Source organism: Paenibacillus sp. LHD-117 (genome assembly GCF_030929555.1).
Classification (GTDB): domain Bacteria; phylum Bacillota; class Bacilli; order Paenibacillales; family Paenibacillaceae; genus Pristimantibacillus.
Genome location: NZ_JAVFVT010000035.1, coordinates 35,596 through 50,741, shown reverse-complemented (window position 1 = coordinate 50,741; position 15,146 = coordinate 35,596). Strand labels below are relative to the sequence as shown.

The window sequence follows — 15,146 nt, the reverse complement described above, 5'->3', positions numbered from 1 at the left end:
ACAGATAACGCGTGTTCGAAAAGGTGATGAGACATGTTGAACGGGAAAGTGGTGCTGATTTCCGGTGCCTCAAGCGGCATAGGCGCGCTGACGGCGGCGCTGCTGGCCAAGCGCGGAGCCGTGCCGGTGCTGACGGGGAGGAATGAAGCCCGGCTTGCGAAACAAGCTGCGGCGATCGGCCGCAATTGTTCTTATTATGTTATGGACGTAACCGACATGAGGCAGGTAGAGGCGGTCGTTCGCAAAGTTATCCAGCAATACGGCCGAATCGACATCTTATTAAATAATGCCGGTTACGGACAGTTCGAGACGTTCGCGGACATGCCGGTAGAGCAATTCGAAGCGATGATGGACACGAACTATATGGGGATCGTGCGTTGCACGAAAGCCGTCCTTCCGTACATGCTGAAGCAAGGCGGCGGGCATATCGTGAACGTGGCTTCGATGGCGGGCAAGATCGGTTCGGCAAAGTCGACGAGTTACACCGCGACCAAACATGCCGTCCTCGGCTTCACGAACTCGCTTCGGATGGAGCTTAGAGGCCAAGGCATCCGCGTATCCGCAATTAATCCGGGACCGATCGACACCGAGTTTTTTGCCATCGCGGATCCGACGGGCTCGTACGCAAAAAACGTCGGTTGGTTTATGATGAAGCCGGAATACGTGGCGAATGCGATCGTCCGCGTCATGGAACGGAAGAAATCCGAGCTTGACTTGCCGCATGCGGCATCGCTTGGCATTAAGCTGTACGGGTTGTTCCCGCGCGTGGCGGACCGGCTGTTCGGCGGATTGTTTAATCGAAAATAAACGTAGCGATTAAGAGGGGTTATCTATGGGAAACGGCAATGCATGGACAGAAATAGGCCTTAATGGGCAGCTAGCGGAGGTTTTAATCGGACACGGGCTCATGGAGCCTACCGACGTGCAAGCGGATACGATACCGGCCTTGCTTGCGGGCAAGGACGTATCGGCGCGATCGCAGACGGGAACGGGGAAGACGCTGGCGTTCCTGCTGCCTCTGCTGCAGCGGATCAATACCGAATCGGGTTCGATTCAAGCGGTCGTCGTCTCGCCGACTCAGGAGCTTGCGATGCAGATCGTCCGGGTCGCGGAGCGTTACGCGGAGCCGCTGGGCATCCGCGTGCAGCAGCTGATCGGAGGAGCGGCGATGAAGCGCCAGGTCGAGAAGCTGAAGCTGCGGCCGCAACTTGTTATCGGCACGCCGGGCCGCATTCACGAGCTGCTGAAGAATAAGAAGCTGAAGCTGCATGAGGTGCGCTTCGTCGTCATCGACGAAGCGGATCAGACGTTCCAGCTCGGCTCGGAGAAGGAACTCGAGGCGGTTCTATTCGCGATGGGCAAGGATCGCCAGACGGCTTTTTTCTCCGCGACGTACCCGGAGCAGATGACCAGATACGAAGGACGTTGGATGAAGGATCCGGTCCGCTTCCAGCTCGCAATGGAGCATCGCGTTTCGCAAACAATCGACAACCTCTACGTCGTCAGCGACCGCAGGGACAAGACGGATACGGCCAGACGGTTGATCCGTTTGCTTAACCCGGCTTCTGCCCTACTGTTCCTGAACGATACGAACGAGATCGCGAACTGGGAGGCGAAGCTGAAGTACGAGGGCTTCGCCGTCGAAACCTTGTACGGCGATTCCGACAAACAGCGGCGCGCGGCGACGTTGGCGCGGTTCCGCGAAGGCACCTGCCAGCTTCTGCTTGCCACGGACGTCGCGGCCAGGGGACTGGATATCGAGGGGCTGCCGCTCGTGCTTCAGCTCGATCCCGCGGTGGACGCGGATCATTACGTTCATCGCGCGGGAAGAACGGGACGGATGGGCAAGCCCGGAACCGTCATTACGATCGTTACGCCGCAAGAGCTGTTTATCGTGAATAAATTCCGCAAGACGCTTGGCATCGACCTAAGCGAGCGGACGATGTTCCGCGGCAAGCTGCTGTCGGATGAGCAGCTTCGCGAGGCGACGCGCCCGGGTGCCGGCAGAAGCGGCGGCACGGAAGGAGCGGCTGGCCGAGCGCGGGCGGAGGCGAGAACGTCAGCACGAGCCGAGTCCGCCGAGCGGCGGCCGGCCGGCACTGCCGGAGCAGCAAGTAAACCGGCGAGCGTAAGCGCGGCCGAGCCGGGCGGGCCAAGGGTTGGCAGAGTGGGGGCGAAGTCCGTCTCCAAGCAAGCGGGACGCGCTGCAGCCGGAGCTGACGGCAAGGCCGCAAAACCAACGGCAAAACCCGTGTCGAAAGCCCAGGCGAAGGAGCAGAAGAAACGCGACGGCAAGAACAAAGGCGCTCCGAAATGGTTGAAAGAGAAACGCGATTCCGCGAAAAAAGAATAGATTTATCGAATTTTTTTAATAGCCACCCCTTAAAACGAACTTCCCCTTGCGAAACTTATGGGCGAAGGATAAAAGCGGCATCCCGCTAACGTTCAAAGGAGAGTGGCTATTATGACGAAGAACACATTATGGAAAAAAACGGCGATTACCGCAACGGCGGTTCTGATGCTGGCAAGCGGCGCGACATCGGCATTCGCGCAATCGAACGATTACGATAAAGGAAGAGACAGCGACAAAGGCTGGAGCGACCACGATAAGTGGGACAACGATGATGACGACAACGACGACGACGATGACGACAATGACGACGAAGACGACAATGACGACAAGTGGGACAAGGACAAAGGCTGGGGCGACGACGACGACAAATATAAAGTAAAATGGAATTTCAAAGACGAAGAGCAGCTGCAATGGGCGCTTGAATACATTATGCGTCTCGCGGCCAAAGGCGTGTTCACCGGCTATGAAGACGGCACGTTCAAACCAGATCAGCACATTAACCGCATCGAAACATTGACGGCTGCTGTCAGGCTGATGGGTCTGCGCGAGCAAGCGGAATCCTCCGCGGAGATGAACACGGAGCTGAACTTCAAGGACGCGGACAAGCTGGAGAAAAAATACCCATGGGCAGTCGGCTACGTATCGGTAGCGCTAGAGAACGACCTGTTCGCCGAAACCGAAACGGAAATCAAGCCTGGCGAAAAAGCGACGCGTCTCTGGTCGACGATCCTGTTAATCAAAGCGCTTAAGCTGGAAGATGAAGCAAAAGCGTTGAACAACACGAAGCTGGACTTCAAGGACGCGAACCAAATTCCGGCCGGCTCCGTGGGCTACGTGAAGCTTGCGCTGGATAAGGGCATCATTACGGGCTACAAGGACAAACACGGCAACATGACGTTCCGTCCGAATCAACCGGTTACACGCGCAGAGCTGGCAGCGCTTCTCGACCGAACGGACGGCGAAATGCCGGACCACGACGCTCGCGCCATCCAAGGCACGCTGAAGGCTTCCGCGAACGGTTCGCTTACTGTAGTTCAATCGGATAACACGGAATTGGCGCTTGCCGTCGATCCAAGCGTCTTTATCTTCAGAGACGACAAAAAAGCGACGATTGCCGACTTGAAAGCCGGCGACAAGCTGTTCATCCGTACGTACCAGAACAAAGTCGTGTTCATCGAAGTAACGGAGAAAGCCCCGGTAACGACGGCGTTCACGGAGCTCGGCATCGTGAACACGCTGAACTTCAACGCCCAAGCGAAGCTCGCTACCATTACGGTAACGCGCGCGGAATCCAACAACACGACGACGACGCTGATCTACAACGTAGACGCGAACGTAACGGTTGTCGGCGACGTTTCCTTGCTGAAGGTTGGCCAGCTCGTCGAAGTGAAAGGCGAGAACAACATCGTCAAAACGATCACGATCAAATAATTGGCGCTATTATCGCTTGGACATTTCCAAGCCCGATAGGAAGAGGTTGTCCCCCCGCAGCTTGAATGCGGAGGCGGCAGCCTCTTCTTTGTTTTGAAATTTTCGTTCAACTTCGGTATGCTGTTAAGAGTGCAATCAGGGGAATAATGGAAAGCTGTGGTGACGAAAACATGAACGCGGAGAAAGTGCTGCAAGTGCAAGGATTGACCGGGGGCTACAGCCCGAAGCGGCCGGTGCTGCACGATATCGGCTTCGATATTCGGCCGGGCGAGATGGTCGGCTTGATCGGTCTGAACGGAGCGGGCAAAAGCACGACGATCAAACATATTTTGGGGCTGCTGACTCCCCAGCAAGGGGAAGTGGAGGTGGCAGGTGTACGTCTCGCGCAATCGCCGGAGCAGTACCGTTCGGCCTTCGCTTATGTGCCGGAATCGCCCGTCTTGTTCGATGAGCTGACGGTAGAAGAGCATCTGCGGTTAAGCGGCATGGCCTATGGCGTACGTGAAGAAGATTACGAATCAAGAGCGGAAGAGCTGCTGAACGAATTCCAAATGAGGAAGAAGAGAGGTGCTTTCGCCGCGCATCTGTCGAAGGGGATGCGCCAGAAGGTCATGATCATGAGCGCGCTGCTCGCCTCTCCGCCGCTCTATATTATCGACGAACCGTTTCTTGGCCTCGACCCGCTCGGCATCCGTTCGCTGCTCGACAGGCTTGTCGAGGTCAAACGCGGAGGCGCCGCCATACTGATGAGCTCGCATATTTTATCGACGGTTGAGGCGTATTGCGACCGGTTCATCGTCATGCATCAAGGCCGCATCGCGGCGCAAGGCAATCTGGACGCGATCCGATCTGCCGCGGGATTCGAAGGCCGGAATGGATCGCTGGAGGATGCGTTCTACCGTCTCGTAGCCGGAGGGGAAAGCTGATGGACGCGTCCCGAAACCGATTGGCGGAGCTATGGGGCGCGCGTGCGAAGGCGTTCCGCAAGGAGATCTTTCCGTATTTGCGATATATGGCGCAGAGCGGGTTTCCTTCTTTTCTATCATTGATTCTTATCGTGTCGGTAATCGGATACGTGCAATTGATCAGAGACTTGCCTCCGGGTTTTCCCGTGACGGAAGTCGGCATCGCCGCCTTGACGCCGGTGCTTTGCTGGAGTCCGCTTCGGACCTGGCTGGCGGCCGCCGACGTTGTCTATTTGATGCCTCGGGAGCATGGCATGGGGCCTTATTTGGAGAGGTCGTTTCGTTATTCGATCAGATGGAGCGCGCTGCCAGCGGTGGCCGTGTTTCTGCTTTACATGCCAATCTATCAGGGCGGATCAGGCGAGGCAAGCCCATGGCTGCTGGCCGCGGCGTTCCTTGCGCTGAAAGGCGGAGGCCATTACGGAGCATGGCGGGAGAGGCGCATGTCGTGGGGCATGATCCGGATCGCATTCCGATTGGGAAGATGGCTGCTGACGGCTGCCGTAATTGGCGCATGGTTAACCTATCCAGTCTTGCAAGCTGCCGCGTTCATGCTGCTCTGTTTCGTATTCGGAGCGGCCGCATACCGCCTCCCGCGAAATCAGAGATTCCCTTGGGAGCAGCTGATCCGGGAGGAAGAAACGACCCGCAAACGGTATTATACGGCATTCGGCATGTTCATCGACGTGCCGGTCGTCTCGTCCAGCATCGCCCGCAGGCCGTACTTGTCGTGGATCATGCCGCGCATCCGGTACGGTCAGCATAACGCCTATGTGTATTTGTTCGCGGCATCGCTCTTGCGAACGGAGATCGGGGGCATTCTGATTCGTCTCCTTCTTCTAGGCGGGCTTGTTTCGTATTGGTCGGCGGATGCCGCGTCCTTGGCGGGCTGGGGAGTGCTGATCCCTTACGCGATCTTCGCCTCGGTATTCGCCCTTCAGCTCGGCGGACTCCGGCATGTAAACCGTTATACGGTTTGGAAAAACATTTATCCGCTCCCGAAGAATGGACAATGGGAGCAATATGCGAGACTGGATCGGGCGGCGCTGCTTGCGGGACTCGCGATCCTGTGGCTGCCCGCGTCCCTGCCGCTGCTCTGGGATGGCTATTACGCTTCGCCGATCGCGATGGCAGCTGCGCTGCTGCTGTATGCCTTCGCGATTCGTCCGGCGCGCATGCGGAGGAAGCTCCGGCTTGAGGCGGATGAGGAAGAATGATTGAAGGCCGGACGACGCGATGAATCGCGTTGTCCGGCCTTCGTTGCAATCATTGATTTCGTAACGCCCCGGCCACTTCCGTAACCGCCTTGTAAATCGTGTCGAACAGCTCTTCGAGGTTCTCTTCTTCAATGCAGGAGAAGGCGACGCGCAGATCGGTCTCGCCTAGCGCGATCGTTCCGATGCCGTATTCGTCGAGCAAATGCGTACGCACGGCTTCAGCGGTAACGCCGCTAAGCTTGAGGCACATGAAATATCCGGAGTTGAACGGATAGTAGTCCCATACGTCGCCGAAACGTCCGCTGTTGAGCAGCGACTTGACGCAATTGGCGCGGCGTCTCATGATTTCGAATTTCTCCGCCTTCTGAGCTTCGAACTCCGGCGATTGCAGCGCATGTAGCACGAACGTCTGGGAAGGATGGGGACCGCTCGAGATCGTGGCGCGAATGATGCCCAGCGTCTTCTGCTCAAGGGCGGCAAGCGTCGCACCGGAGGACGAAGCATACGTAATGAAGCCGACCCGGAACCCCCATACGTATTCTTCCTTCGTCGCTCCGTCGACCTTGACGGCCAGCACGCGCTCATGAAGTCCGGCGAGCTTAGGGAAAAGCGATTCCTGCAGGGAATCCTCGAAGAATAAACCGAAATAAGCATCATCGGTAACGGCAACCACGTTGATTCCCGCTTCGGCGGCATCCCGGATTGCGGCGACGATTTCGTCGCCTTCCTGAGGTCCTGGCGTATAACCGGTCGGATTGTTCGGGAAGTTAAGCAGCACGATCGCTTTGCCTTTGTCCTTCTGGGCGAGAAGCGACTCGCGCAAGCCGGCGCTGTTGAATTTCATTTGCTCGTTATACAAGGGGTATTCCACGATTTCCGCGCCGCGTCGAACGCCGAACGTAAGTTCGTAGTTTTCCCAGTTTTTGTTCGGAATGACAACGGCGTCGCCCGCGTCCGCGAACAGGTCGGCGACGATGCTCAGGCCGTGCGTGAGGGCGTTCGTGACGATCGGATTGCCGAAGCTCTTCGCTTCGAGCGAGGGATTGTCCTTGATCATCTTAGAGCGCCAAGCGCTCCGCAATTCCGGCTTGCCCGCCGGAGGAGCATATTCATATATATCTTTCGGATTATAGGCGCTGAGCGTGTCTTGAATGAGCTTCAGATGCATCGGCCCGCCGCCTTCGGTCGCGATTCCGATCGTGGCGTTGAACTTCTTCGCTTTCGCCTTGGCTTCGGCGGATTGGCTGAGAATGCCTTCCTTCGGGAAATAGATCGCTTTGCCTAACGTCGACAACATCGCGTAAATGTTCGGGTTTTCTCTCTGCAACGTCTCATTTAACTGCTGGGCCAGTGGGTTCATGGCGTGAATTCCATCCTTCCGAAAAATGATTCATAGTAAATTGCATTTTAATGTTCGTGATATTATACCATCTTTACGCTTGCCAGACCATTCTCGAGCGCAATTTTTTTCGTTGCTTGCCGGCTAAGTTGAATTATAATAAAAATAATGCTGTCCTGCGTCAAGGGAGGAAAGAATTATGCTTGGAATATCGCCGGAATCGCTCCGGCTGCTGCCCGCGTTCGCCAAGATCGTTTGCGAGCCGGGGTGGAGATGGGCGAGGCGGGAGAAGCCGATGGCGAACTTCGATCTGTTCTACGTGTGGAGCGGAGAAGGCGAAGTGGAAGTGAACGGGGTCCATTACAAGGTAGGGAAAGGGAGCTGCTTCCTGTTCCGCCCGGGAGACTACACGAGCGCCACGCATCATCCGCAGCGCCCGCTGGTGCTGACGTATATCCATTTTGCCGTCGAAGGCGAAATCAAGGCCGTGCCGGAACGGTACCGGATGCTTTATGATACGGTAGATTTCGAATATATGTTATCCCGTTACGTCCGGTTGTTTCTCGTCAGCACGTACGCGGCCGAAGAAGAAGCGCGCCTCGTGCTGAAGTCGCTGCTCATTCAGCTGCTCCGCGCGGATAACCAAGCGCCGGTCGAGAAGAAGGCGAGCAACCAGCTCACGGAAGCGATTCACGAGGTGGCCAATTACATCCGGCAGAATCCCGGTATCGCGCATCGCGTCGAGGATTTGTCGACCAGAGCCCAGCTGTCTCCAAGGTATTTCTCCATGAAATTCAAGGAGCTCATCGGCATGTCGGTGCAGACCTATATGATCCGGACGCGCATCGAGCGCGCCCAGCATTTGCTCATGCATGCCGGCATGAACGTCACCGAGGTGGCAGACGCGCTCGGCTATCGCGACATCTTTTTCTTCAGCAGACAGTTCAAGCAATATACGGGACGGAGTCCTTCGGAAATTAGATGAATAACGAGAAGGCCGAAACGGGAAAACAGGGCGGGAATGCGCGAATGCGCGGACTCGTCTTTTTATTTTGCCTTTTTATTTTGCCTGTTGACAGTATTCAAACGTGATGATATTCTATGAATGTTCTTAATAAAGAACGAAAAAGAGGTAACATAACGGCAGAAAATAGAGCTCTCTTCATACATTTGTTCGTTATATAGAAATCATGACGGGGGAAGCCGATGAGCGCAATAACGGGAATATTTCATATGAATCATGAACCGGCAGCTCTGGAACATGGACTTGGCGTTATGAAAGCGATGGAGAAATTTCCGGCCGACGATGTTCGGGTTTGGCACCGGAATCATGTTTTTCTTGGCTGCCACGGAAAGTGGATCACGCCGGAATCCGTCGGCGAAGCGAATCCGTACCATGATTCCGACAGACGTCTGACGATTGCCGCCGACGCCATTATCGACAACCGCGACGAGTTGTTCGAGAGGCTGCAGGTCCGGCACGACCAGAGGAACGGCATGTCGGATTGCGAGCTGATGTTATTGGCTTACGAGAAGTGGGAAGAAGAAAGCCCAAAATATTTAGTCGGCGATTTTGCCTTTCTGATATGGGATGAGCGGAAACAAAAGCTGTTCGGCGCAAGGGATTTCTCGGGGAGCCGTACGTTGTATTTTTACAGGAATAGGAAGAGCTTCGCCATCTGTACGCTTATTCGGCCGCTGTTAACTTTGCCTTTCGTACACCATGATCTTAATGAGAATTGGATTGCCGAATATCTCGCGAATCCAGGGGTGGCCGAGGCGCTCGAAAGCACGTACACGGTGTATAAGGATATTGAACAGGTGCCACCGGGGCATTCCATTGCGGTCCATGACAACAAAGTCAACATCAACAGGTACTGCAGAATCGTTCAGGGGGATCGGCTCAAGCTAAAGTCGAACGACGAATACGTAGAGGCGTTTCTTGACGTTTATCAGAAAGCCGTGTCGGCAAGGCTTCGGACGCATCGGAACGTCGGGGCGCTGCTGAGCGGCGGTCTCGATTCCGGTTCCGTTGTTAGCTTGGCTGCCAGAGGTTTGAACCAATCCAATAAACGATTGTTTACCTACAGTTATATCCCGTTGGAAGACTTCGTCGACTGGACTCCCCATAACAAGCTGCCGGACGAACGATCGTACATTCAATCCACGGTGAACCATGTAGGGAACATCGAGGATCATTACCTGGATTTTCGGGGCAGGAACGCTTTGACCGAGGTTGACGATTGGCTGGACCTGCTTGAAATGCCCTATAAAGTGTTTGGAAATTCCTATTGGATCGCGGGTATTCACGAAATGGCCCGCGAGCAAGGCGTAGGCGTGCTTTTAAGCGGAGGCAGAGGCAATTCGACGATCTCTTGGGGAGCCGCGTTATCGCATTACGCGAATTTGTTGAAACGAATGAAATGGATCAATCTCTATAGAGAAATTCAACAACATAGCGATAGGGTGGGCGTCACGGAACAGAATGTCTGGAGGGCTGTCGCTCACAAGGCTTATTCGACCATGCGAAGCAAACGGAGAAAAAGGAATCATTACGATTATCCGAACCTCATCAATCCCGCGCTGGCGGAAAGAACCGACGTCAATCGGAGACTGCAGAAGCTTGGCATTAATCCGACGGGTTTTGCTACAACCACGGATGTTTATGCCGCAAGGAGAAAACATTTCGAGCAGCCTTATTCCTGGAATGTAAACGGCATTTTTGGCACTAAAGCTTCGCTCCGTTATTCGCTGTGGGACCGGGATCCAACCAACGATCTTCGGGTCATCCAATTCTGTTTGTCCGTCCCGGAGGAGCAATGCGTGCAGAACGGAATGGATCGGGCGCTCATTCGAAGATCGACGGAGAAGCTCCTTCCGGATGAAGTCAGATTGAATCAACGCAAGCGGGGAATCCAAGGAGCAGACGGCATTCATCGCATGTTGCCCGTATGGGGAGCTTTCATCGACGAGCTTCGCCAAGTCATTCACGATCCGGTAATGGCAGAGTACGTTAACGTCCCGGTCGTGCGTAAAGCAATCGAAAGATTTCAAGAACAATCAAGACCCGAAACGCCGTTCGACGCGGATTTCTGTATCTTGATGCGAAGCTTGATCTTATACAGATTCACCAAAAAATATGCTTGAAGGGAGGTGAAACCATGAAAAAGACTTGGGAGAAACCTGTACTGGAAATCCTTGACGTTAAAATGACGATGCAGGGCCATCCGGATCAAATTCAAGACTTCTTAGACGAAAATGAAACGGAAGCACTTACTGGACCGAGCTAGGGGCTTAGGAATTACAAATACTTACGTTATTAGATTTCGAAAATGCCCTTATACTTTCAAAGTATAAGGGCATTTTTGAAAATTAGATGAGAAGAACCGAGGTGGCATAATGGCAAGAACCTTACAAAATACGAGATATCAAGCGTTCGGCTTCCAGATCGCAAGCGAAATTCCAATGCCCGAGTTGCTCCCGCCAAGCGGGAACGAAAAGCGGCCGGTACCCGATATCGAGATCGAATTGTCGAATTTAACCGGGATGTGGCTTCAAAATAATGCCCGATACGGAAAGTTTAATTTGATATCGGATGGGATATTATTCCAAATACCGGATATCGCAACATTCTTCATCCAGGACGGAAAAAAAATCGTGGTCTCTCCTGCGGACGGTTCTGATATGGATGAGATCCGTTTGTATATACTTGGGACCTGCATGGGCGGTATTTTGCTGCAAAGAAGGGTCTTGCCGCTGCACGGGAGTGCGATCGCCATTGATGGCAAAGCTTATGCCGTTGTCGGCGAATCGGGTGCGGGCAAATCCACGACTTCAACCGCGCTGCTTAACGAAGGTTATCAGCTGCTTACCGATGATGTGATCGCGGTGACGATTCAGCCCGGCGGGCAGACTCCCATCGTAACGCCATCGTATCCCCAACAAAAGCTTTGGCAGGAAAGTCTGGAGCAATTCGGCCGGGATTCCAGCGGGTATCGGCCGTTAGGCCAAAGAGAAACGAAATTTTCAGTCCCGGTTAAATCGAGCTTTTGCGCAGGGCCGCTTCCGCTTGCAGGCATTTTCGAGCTCGTCAAATCCGGCAAGCCGGAGATTGAACTGAAAAAAATATCCAGGCTGGAAAGTTTGCCGCTGCTGTACCGTCACACCTTTCGGAACATGCTTGTCCGTCGTCTGGGGCTGACGGGCTGGCATTTGGATACGACAGCCATGCTCGCGAACCAATTGAATGTTTTTCGGCTCGAGAGGCCGGATTCGTCGTTTACTGCAGCGGAGCTTGCCTCGTTGATCGTAACGACGGTTATGAGGGAGAAGGTGTATTCTTGAATGTGATCTGGTATTTTGCCAAACGGCTTTATTCCAATGCTGGAATGATCTTATACGTTAACTTAGCAGGGATGATCCTGGTTAGCTTGCTGGAAGGAATAGGGATATTGCTGCTCATTCCGATGCTTAGCATGAGCGGGATCCTTGAAATGAACGCGACGGCAATACCGTTCATAGGCCAACTGAATATTTCGTTCGGGCTTCCTCGGCCCGCGATTTTGTTACTGGTTCTAGGCATTTACGTATGCCTTGTTTTCGGACAAAGCTATCTGAAACGAAGCATAGCAATCGGTAACGCCAAAATCCATCAGTCTTTCATGCACAACTTAAGAATCGAGACTTTCGGGGCATTGCTGAAGGCGAATTGGGATTTTCACGTTAAGCGAAGGAAGTCTGATTTCGTCAACACGCTGACGGCCGAAATAACGCGAGTAAGCGCCGCGATGAGCACTTTATTGCAGATGGCGTCGACGATCATCTTCACGATGATTCAAATCGGCATCGCGTTCTGGCTTTCCGCCGAGCTGGCCTTATTCGTTCTTGTATGCGGGCTGGCCGTGGCATTGGTATCCCGCAGGTTCGTCCATAAATCGAAAGAGCTGGGGCAGCAAACGACGACGCTGACCAAAACCTATTACTCGGGATTGATGGATCAACTGAACGGCATTAAAGACATTAAAAGCAACACGCTCGAGCAGTCCCGGTTATCGTGGATGGTATCGCTGGAGCGGAAGATGCAGCAGGAGCAGCTTCGGCAAATCAAGCTGAAGTCCGCTTCCCAGTTCGTCTATCAGGTAGCGGCGGGAGTATTTATAGCGGCCTTTATTTTTTTCTCCATTGAACTTCTTCAAGCCAAGGTGGAACAGTTGCTTCTGATCATCGTCATATTCTCGCGGTTATGGCCGAGGTTTAACGGCATTCAATCCAATCTCGAGAGCTTGTCTTCCGCGATTCCCGCCTTTCATTCCTTAAGACAAACGCAAACCGAATGCAAAGAAGCCGCGGAATTCCATACCGGCGATCCCTTAAAAGGCGTTGCGCCTTTGGGAATCAATCACATGCTGGAATGCCGAGGCGTTTCTTTCCGATATAACCGGCAGGAGCCGAGCTTCGCCTTAAAAAATATCCATTTGCAAATCCCGGCGAAACAGATGACGGCATTCATTGGGCGTTCGGGAGCGGGCAAAAGCACGCTGGTCGATTTAATTATGGGTCTGATCTTGCCGGAAGAAGGGGAGGTTCTGATCGACGGAGTGCCGCTGTCGAAGGACAACCTGTTTGCGTTTAGGCAATCCATCAGCTACGTCCCGCAAGATCCATTTCTTTTTAACGCCAGCATCAAAGAAAACCTGTTGTTGATAAACGCGGATGCAAGCGAGAGGGAGATGTGGGAAGCGCTCGAATTCGCTGCCGCCGCGGATTTCGTTAGAAAGCTTCCGGAGGGTCTCGAGACCGTCATCGGAGACCGGGGAGCCCGTCTGTCGGGCGGGGAACGCCAACGGCTGGTGCTGGCGAGGGCGATCCTGCGCAATCCTTCCATTCTTATCTTGGATGAAGCAACAAGCGCGCTGGATACAGAAAACGAAAAGAACATCCAGGAAGCGCTCGAAAATTTAAACGGCAGGATGACGATTATCGTCATTGCCCACCGGCTTTCCACGATTCGCAATGCCGACCAGGTCGTCGTGATCGATCAAGGCAACATCGTTCAGAAAGGGGTTTTCAGCCAGCTGGCGAACGAAAAAAAAAGCTTGCTGAGCCATTTGTTGACTCAACAAGCCGTTCATTTCTCGCATGGATGATCTAGTTCAGGTCTCCGAGCCGCTCGCCCATACGGACTTTGGCGCCGATCCGAATTTCGGCGTCCGGGGTGAAGGTGCCGTCTTCCATGACGAGCACGACGGTCGAGCCGAACTCGAAGTAAGCTAGCTCGTCGCCCTTCTCCAGATGGTTGCTGAGCGGTTCGACGTACTTGATGCTGCTGACGTTCATGGCGCCGACTTTCACGACGGCAACTTCTCCGCGGAGATGCTTGATGTAGGTGACAAGCCGTTCGTTGCGGCTCAAGACCCTCGTCATATGGGTGAGTCCGAAGTCATTGACGGGATACACTTTGCCCGGCAGATGATCGCGTTCCATGACGTCGCCGGCGATGGGCGAGTGGATGCGGTGGTAATCGGTCGGGCTCAAATATAAGACGAGATAATAACCGTTCATATAACTAGCCGCGCGAGGAGATCGGCCCAGCAATTCTTCGATGGTGTAGTCTTGACCTTTCACATTGACAATCGTGCCGGCCCGAATGCCGCCGGCTCCCGTAATCAACGCGTCGACCGGACTGACGAGGCTCCGTTCGCCGTTATGTACGACGCGGGCGCCTTGCTTGAGCCGGCGGGTGAAGAACTCGTTGAGCGTCCGGTATTCGTGGGGCTCCTTCTCCGCTTCGTGCACGGCGATTCCGTACAGCTTGGCGAACCGGGGGATGAAGGTTCGGCTGGCAGCCGATTGCGCGAACGTGCCCGTTATGCGGGATATCCACTTGCGCGAGCTGAGTTCGGTCATGGCCCTTAGCAGCCACTTGGTCATAGCAGTCACGTCACGTCCTTTCCGTCTATCGCGAAAGGCAAGCGCCTCCCGTCCACCAAACAGTGTGACATAATCCTTACATTTTATCAATAGTTCCGCTCGCTGGCTTTGATCGGGATTTTTGCCGACTTGCGGCTTCTTCTTCCTATCCAGTATGATAGGCTGATAAGAGAAAAGGAGTGTTGCATACGTGATGGAGAGTAAACCGGGCAAACCGATTGCCGTCATCTTCGATATGGACGGAACGCTGTTCGAGACGGATACGCTTCTCGTCAGCGTTCATCAACGCGTCTTCCGCACGCTGCGGGAGGAAGGGCTTTATATGGGAAAGACGCCGCCGGTCGAGCTGCTGCTGTCATGCCTCGGCATGCTGCTCGAGGATATTTGGCGGAAAGTGATGCCGGACAGCAGCGAGGAAGCTCGTGCCCGCGCGGATGTCCTGCTGCTGCAGTACGAGCTGGAAGGGCTGGAGGCAGGCGAAGGCGAGCTTTATCCGCAAGTGAAGGAGACGCTGGAGGCGTTGAAGGCCGGGGGAAGCAAGCTGTTCGTCGCCAGCAACGGCCTTGAAGCGTACGTGAAGGAGATTGCAAGGCACAAAGGGATTACGCATCTGTTCGACGGGCTTTATAGCGCGGGAGAATACGGCACGCAAAGCAAGGTGGATCTTGTAGCTCGTCTGCTGAAGGATCATGGTCTGGAACCGTCCAAGGACATTTGGATGGTCGGCGATCGATCCTCGGACGTGGAAGCGGGCAGCCGGAACGGCTTGACGACGGTCGGCTGCGCCTATGCCGTTTACGGCAAGGAAGCGGAGCTTGCCGAAGCCGACATTAGAATTTCCGGTTTTCCGGATTTATTGGCGGTACGAGTTTAATTTAGGCTCGCCTTCTTATTAAAAATCACTTTGCCTT

General features: G+C 54.3%; 13 protein-coding genes. 11 read left to right on the top strand and 2 right to left on the bottom strand.

The genetic code is table 11. The features are described 5' to 3' along the window. The first annotated feature begins 33 nt into the window (after positions 1–33). The 5 genes from RB620_RS23320 to RB620_RS23300 all read left to right on the top strand — a co-directional run bounded on the left by RB620_RS23320 (position 34) and on the right by RB620_RS23300 (position 5,966). A complete protein-coding gene (locus RB620_RS23320) occupies positions 34–807 on the top strand; it encodes an SDR family NAD(P)-dependent oxidoreductase (RefSeq protein ID WP_308098572.1) in 774 nt (257 codons plus the stop codon). 25 nt (positions 808–832) lie between these two features. After that, entirely contained in the window at positions 833–2,353 is a 1,521-nt protein-coding gene (locus RB620_RS23315) for a DEAD/DEAH box helicase (protein WP_308098570.1), read from the top strand. Positions 2,354–2,464: 111 nt separating this feature from the next. Further along, a complete protein-coding gene (locus RB620_RS23310; RefSeq protein WP_308098568.1) occupies positions 2,465–3,784 on the top strand; it encodes an S-layer homology domain-containing protein in 1,320 nt (439 codons plus the stop codon). A gap of 170 nt (positions 3,785–3,954) precedes the next feature. Then, positions 3,955–4,710: an ABC transporter ATP-binding protein gene (locus RB620_RS23305; RefSeq protein ID WP_308098566.1), complete on the top strand. Its 756-nt coding sequence runs from the start codon at positions 3,955–3,957 to the stop codon at positions 4,708–4,710. Next, complete coding sequence (locus tag RB620_RS23300) at positions 4,710–5,966, top strand: ABC transporter permease (protein ID WP_308098564.1); 1,257 nt, start codon at positions 4,710–4,712, stop codon at positions 5,964–5,966. Before RB620_RS23305 ends, RB620_RS23300 begins: the two co-directional genes overlap by 1 nt. Before the next feature lie 49 nt (positions 5,967–6,015). Here RB620_RS23300 and RB620_RS23295 read toward each other — a convergent pair whose 3' ends face one another. After that, the gene (locus tag RB620_RS23295) at positions 6,016–7,326 is read right to left on the bottom strand and encodes an aminotransferase class I/II-fold pyridoxal phosphate-dependent enzyme (protein WP_308098562.1); all 1,311 of its coding nucleotides are present in this window, start codon (positions 7,324–7,326) and stop codon (positions 6,016–6,018) included. Positions 7,327–7,504: 178 nt separating this feature from the next. Here RB620_RS23295 and RB620_RS23290 point away from each other — a divergent pair, with 178 nt between their 5' ends. The 5 genes from RB620_RS23290 to RB620_RS23270 all read left to right on the top strand — a co-directional run bounded on the left by RB620_RS23290 (position 7,505) and on the right by RB620_RS23270 (position 13,451). Further along, complete coding sequence (locus tag RB620_RS23290) at positions 7,505–8,290, top strand: helix-turn-helix domain-containing protein (protein ID WP_308098560.1); 786 nt, start codon at positions 7,505–7,507, stop codon at positions 8,288–8,290. Positions 8,291–8,511: 221 nt separating this feature from the next. Then, the gene (locus RB620_RS23285) at positions 8,512–10,452 is read left to right on the top strand and encodes an asparagine synthase-related protein (RefSeq protein WP_308098558.1); all 1,941 of its coding nucleotides are present in this window, start codon (positions 8,512–8,514) and stop codon (positions 10,450–10,452) included. Between the two features lie 14 nt (positions 10,453–10,466). Continuing rightward, entirely contained in the window at positions 10,467–10,595 is a 129-nt protein-coding gene (locus tag RB620_RS23280) for a paeninodin family lasso peptide (RefSeq protein WP_308098556.1), read from the top strand. A gap of 109 nt (positions 10,596–10,704) precedes the next feature. Continuing rightward, a complete protein-coding gene (locus RB620_RS23275; protein ID WP_308098554.1) occupies positions 10,705–11,649 on the top strand; it encodes a phosphoenolpyruvate carboxykinase (ATP) in 945 nt (314 codons plus the stop codon). Next, the gene (locus tag RB620_RS23270) at positions 11,646–13,451 is read left to right on the top strand and encodes an ABC transporter ATP-binding protein (protein ID WP_308098552.1); all 1,806 of its coding nucleotides are present in this window, start codon (positions 11,646–11,648) and stop codon (positions 13,449–13,451) included. The genes RB620_RS23275 and RB620_RS23270 overlap by 4 nt, the downstream gene beginning before the upstream one ends. A 1-nt stretch (position 13,452) precedes the next feature. Here the strand turns inward: RB620_RS23270 and asd are convergent, their stop codons facing one another. Continuing rightward, on the bottom strand, positions 13,453–14,235 hold the full coding sequence (asd, locus tag RB620_RS23265) for an archaetidylserine decarboxylase (protein ID WP_308098634.1): 783 nt from the start codon (positions 14,233–14,235) through the stop codon (positions 13,453–13,455). Between the two features lie 193 nt (positions 14,236–14,428). Between asd and RB620_RS23260 the strand changes: the two genes are divergently transcribed. Next, entirely contained in the window at positions 14,429–15,109 is a 681-nt protein-coding gene (locus RB620_RS23260) for an HAD family hydrolase (protein WP_308098633.1), read from the top strand. Positions 15,110–15,146 lie beyond the last annotated feature (37 nt).

Excerpts from the sequence above, each read along its gene's own strand:
- RB620_RS23320 (WP_308098572.1), top strand. The coding sequence starts at position 34 with ATGTTGAACGGGAAAGTGGTGCTGATTTCCGGTGCCTCAAGCGGCATA.
- RB620_RS23315 (WP_308098570.1), top strand. The coding sequence starts at position 833 with ATGGGAAACGGCAATGCATGGACAGAAATAGGCCTTAATGGGCAGCTA.
- RB620_RS23310 (WP_308098568.1), top strand. The coding sequence starts at position 2,465 with ATGACGAAGAACACATTATGGAAAAAAACGGCGATTACCGCAACGGCG.
- RB620_RS23305 (WP_308098566.1), top strand. The coding sequence starts at position 3,955 with ATGAACGCGGAGAAAGTGCTGCAAGTGCAAGGATTGACCGGGGGCTAC.
- RB620_RS23300 (WP_308098564.1), top strand. The coding sequence starts at position 4,710 with ATGGACGCGTCCCGAAACCGATTGGCGGAGCTATGGGGCGCGCGTGCG.
- RB620_RS23295 (WP_308098562.1), bottom strand. The coding sequence starts at position 7,326 with ATGAACCCACTGGCCCAGCAGTTAAATGAGACGTTGCAGAGAGAAAAC.
- RB620_RS23290 (WP_308098560.1), top strand. The coding sequence starts at position 7,505 with ATGCTTGGAATATCGCCGGAATCGCTCCGGCTGCTGCCCGCGTTCGCC.
- RB620_RS23285 (WP_308098558.1), top strand. The coding sequence starts at position 8,512 with ATGAGCGCAATAACGGGAATATTTCATATGAATCATGAACCGGCAGCT.
- RB620_RS23280 (WP_308098556.1), top strand. The coding sequence starts at position 10,467 with ATGAAAAAGACTTGGGAGAAACCTGTACTGGAAATCCTTGACGTTAAA.
- RB620_RS23275 (WP_308098554.1), top strand. The coding sequence starts at position 10,705 with ATGGCAAGAACCTTACAAAATACGAGATATCAAGCGTTCGGCTTCCAG.
- asd (WP_308098634.1), bottom strand. The coding sequence starts at position 14,235 with ATGACCAAGTGGCTGCTAAGGGCCATGACCGAACTCAGCTCGCGCAAG.
- RB620_RS23260 (WP_308098633.1), top strand. The coding sequence starts at position 14,429 with ATGGAGAGTAAACCGGGCAAACCGATTGCCGTCATCTTCGATATGGAC.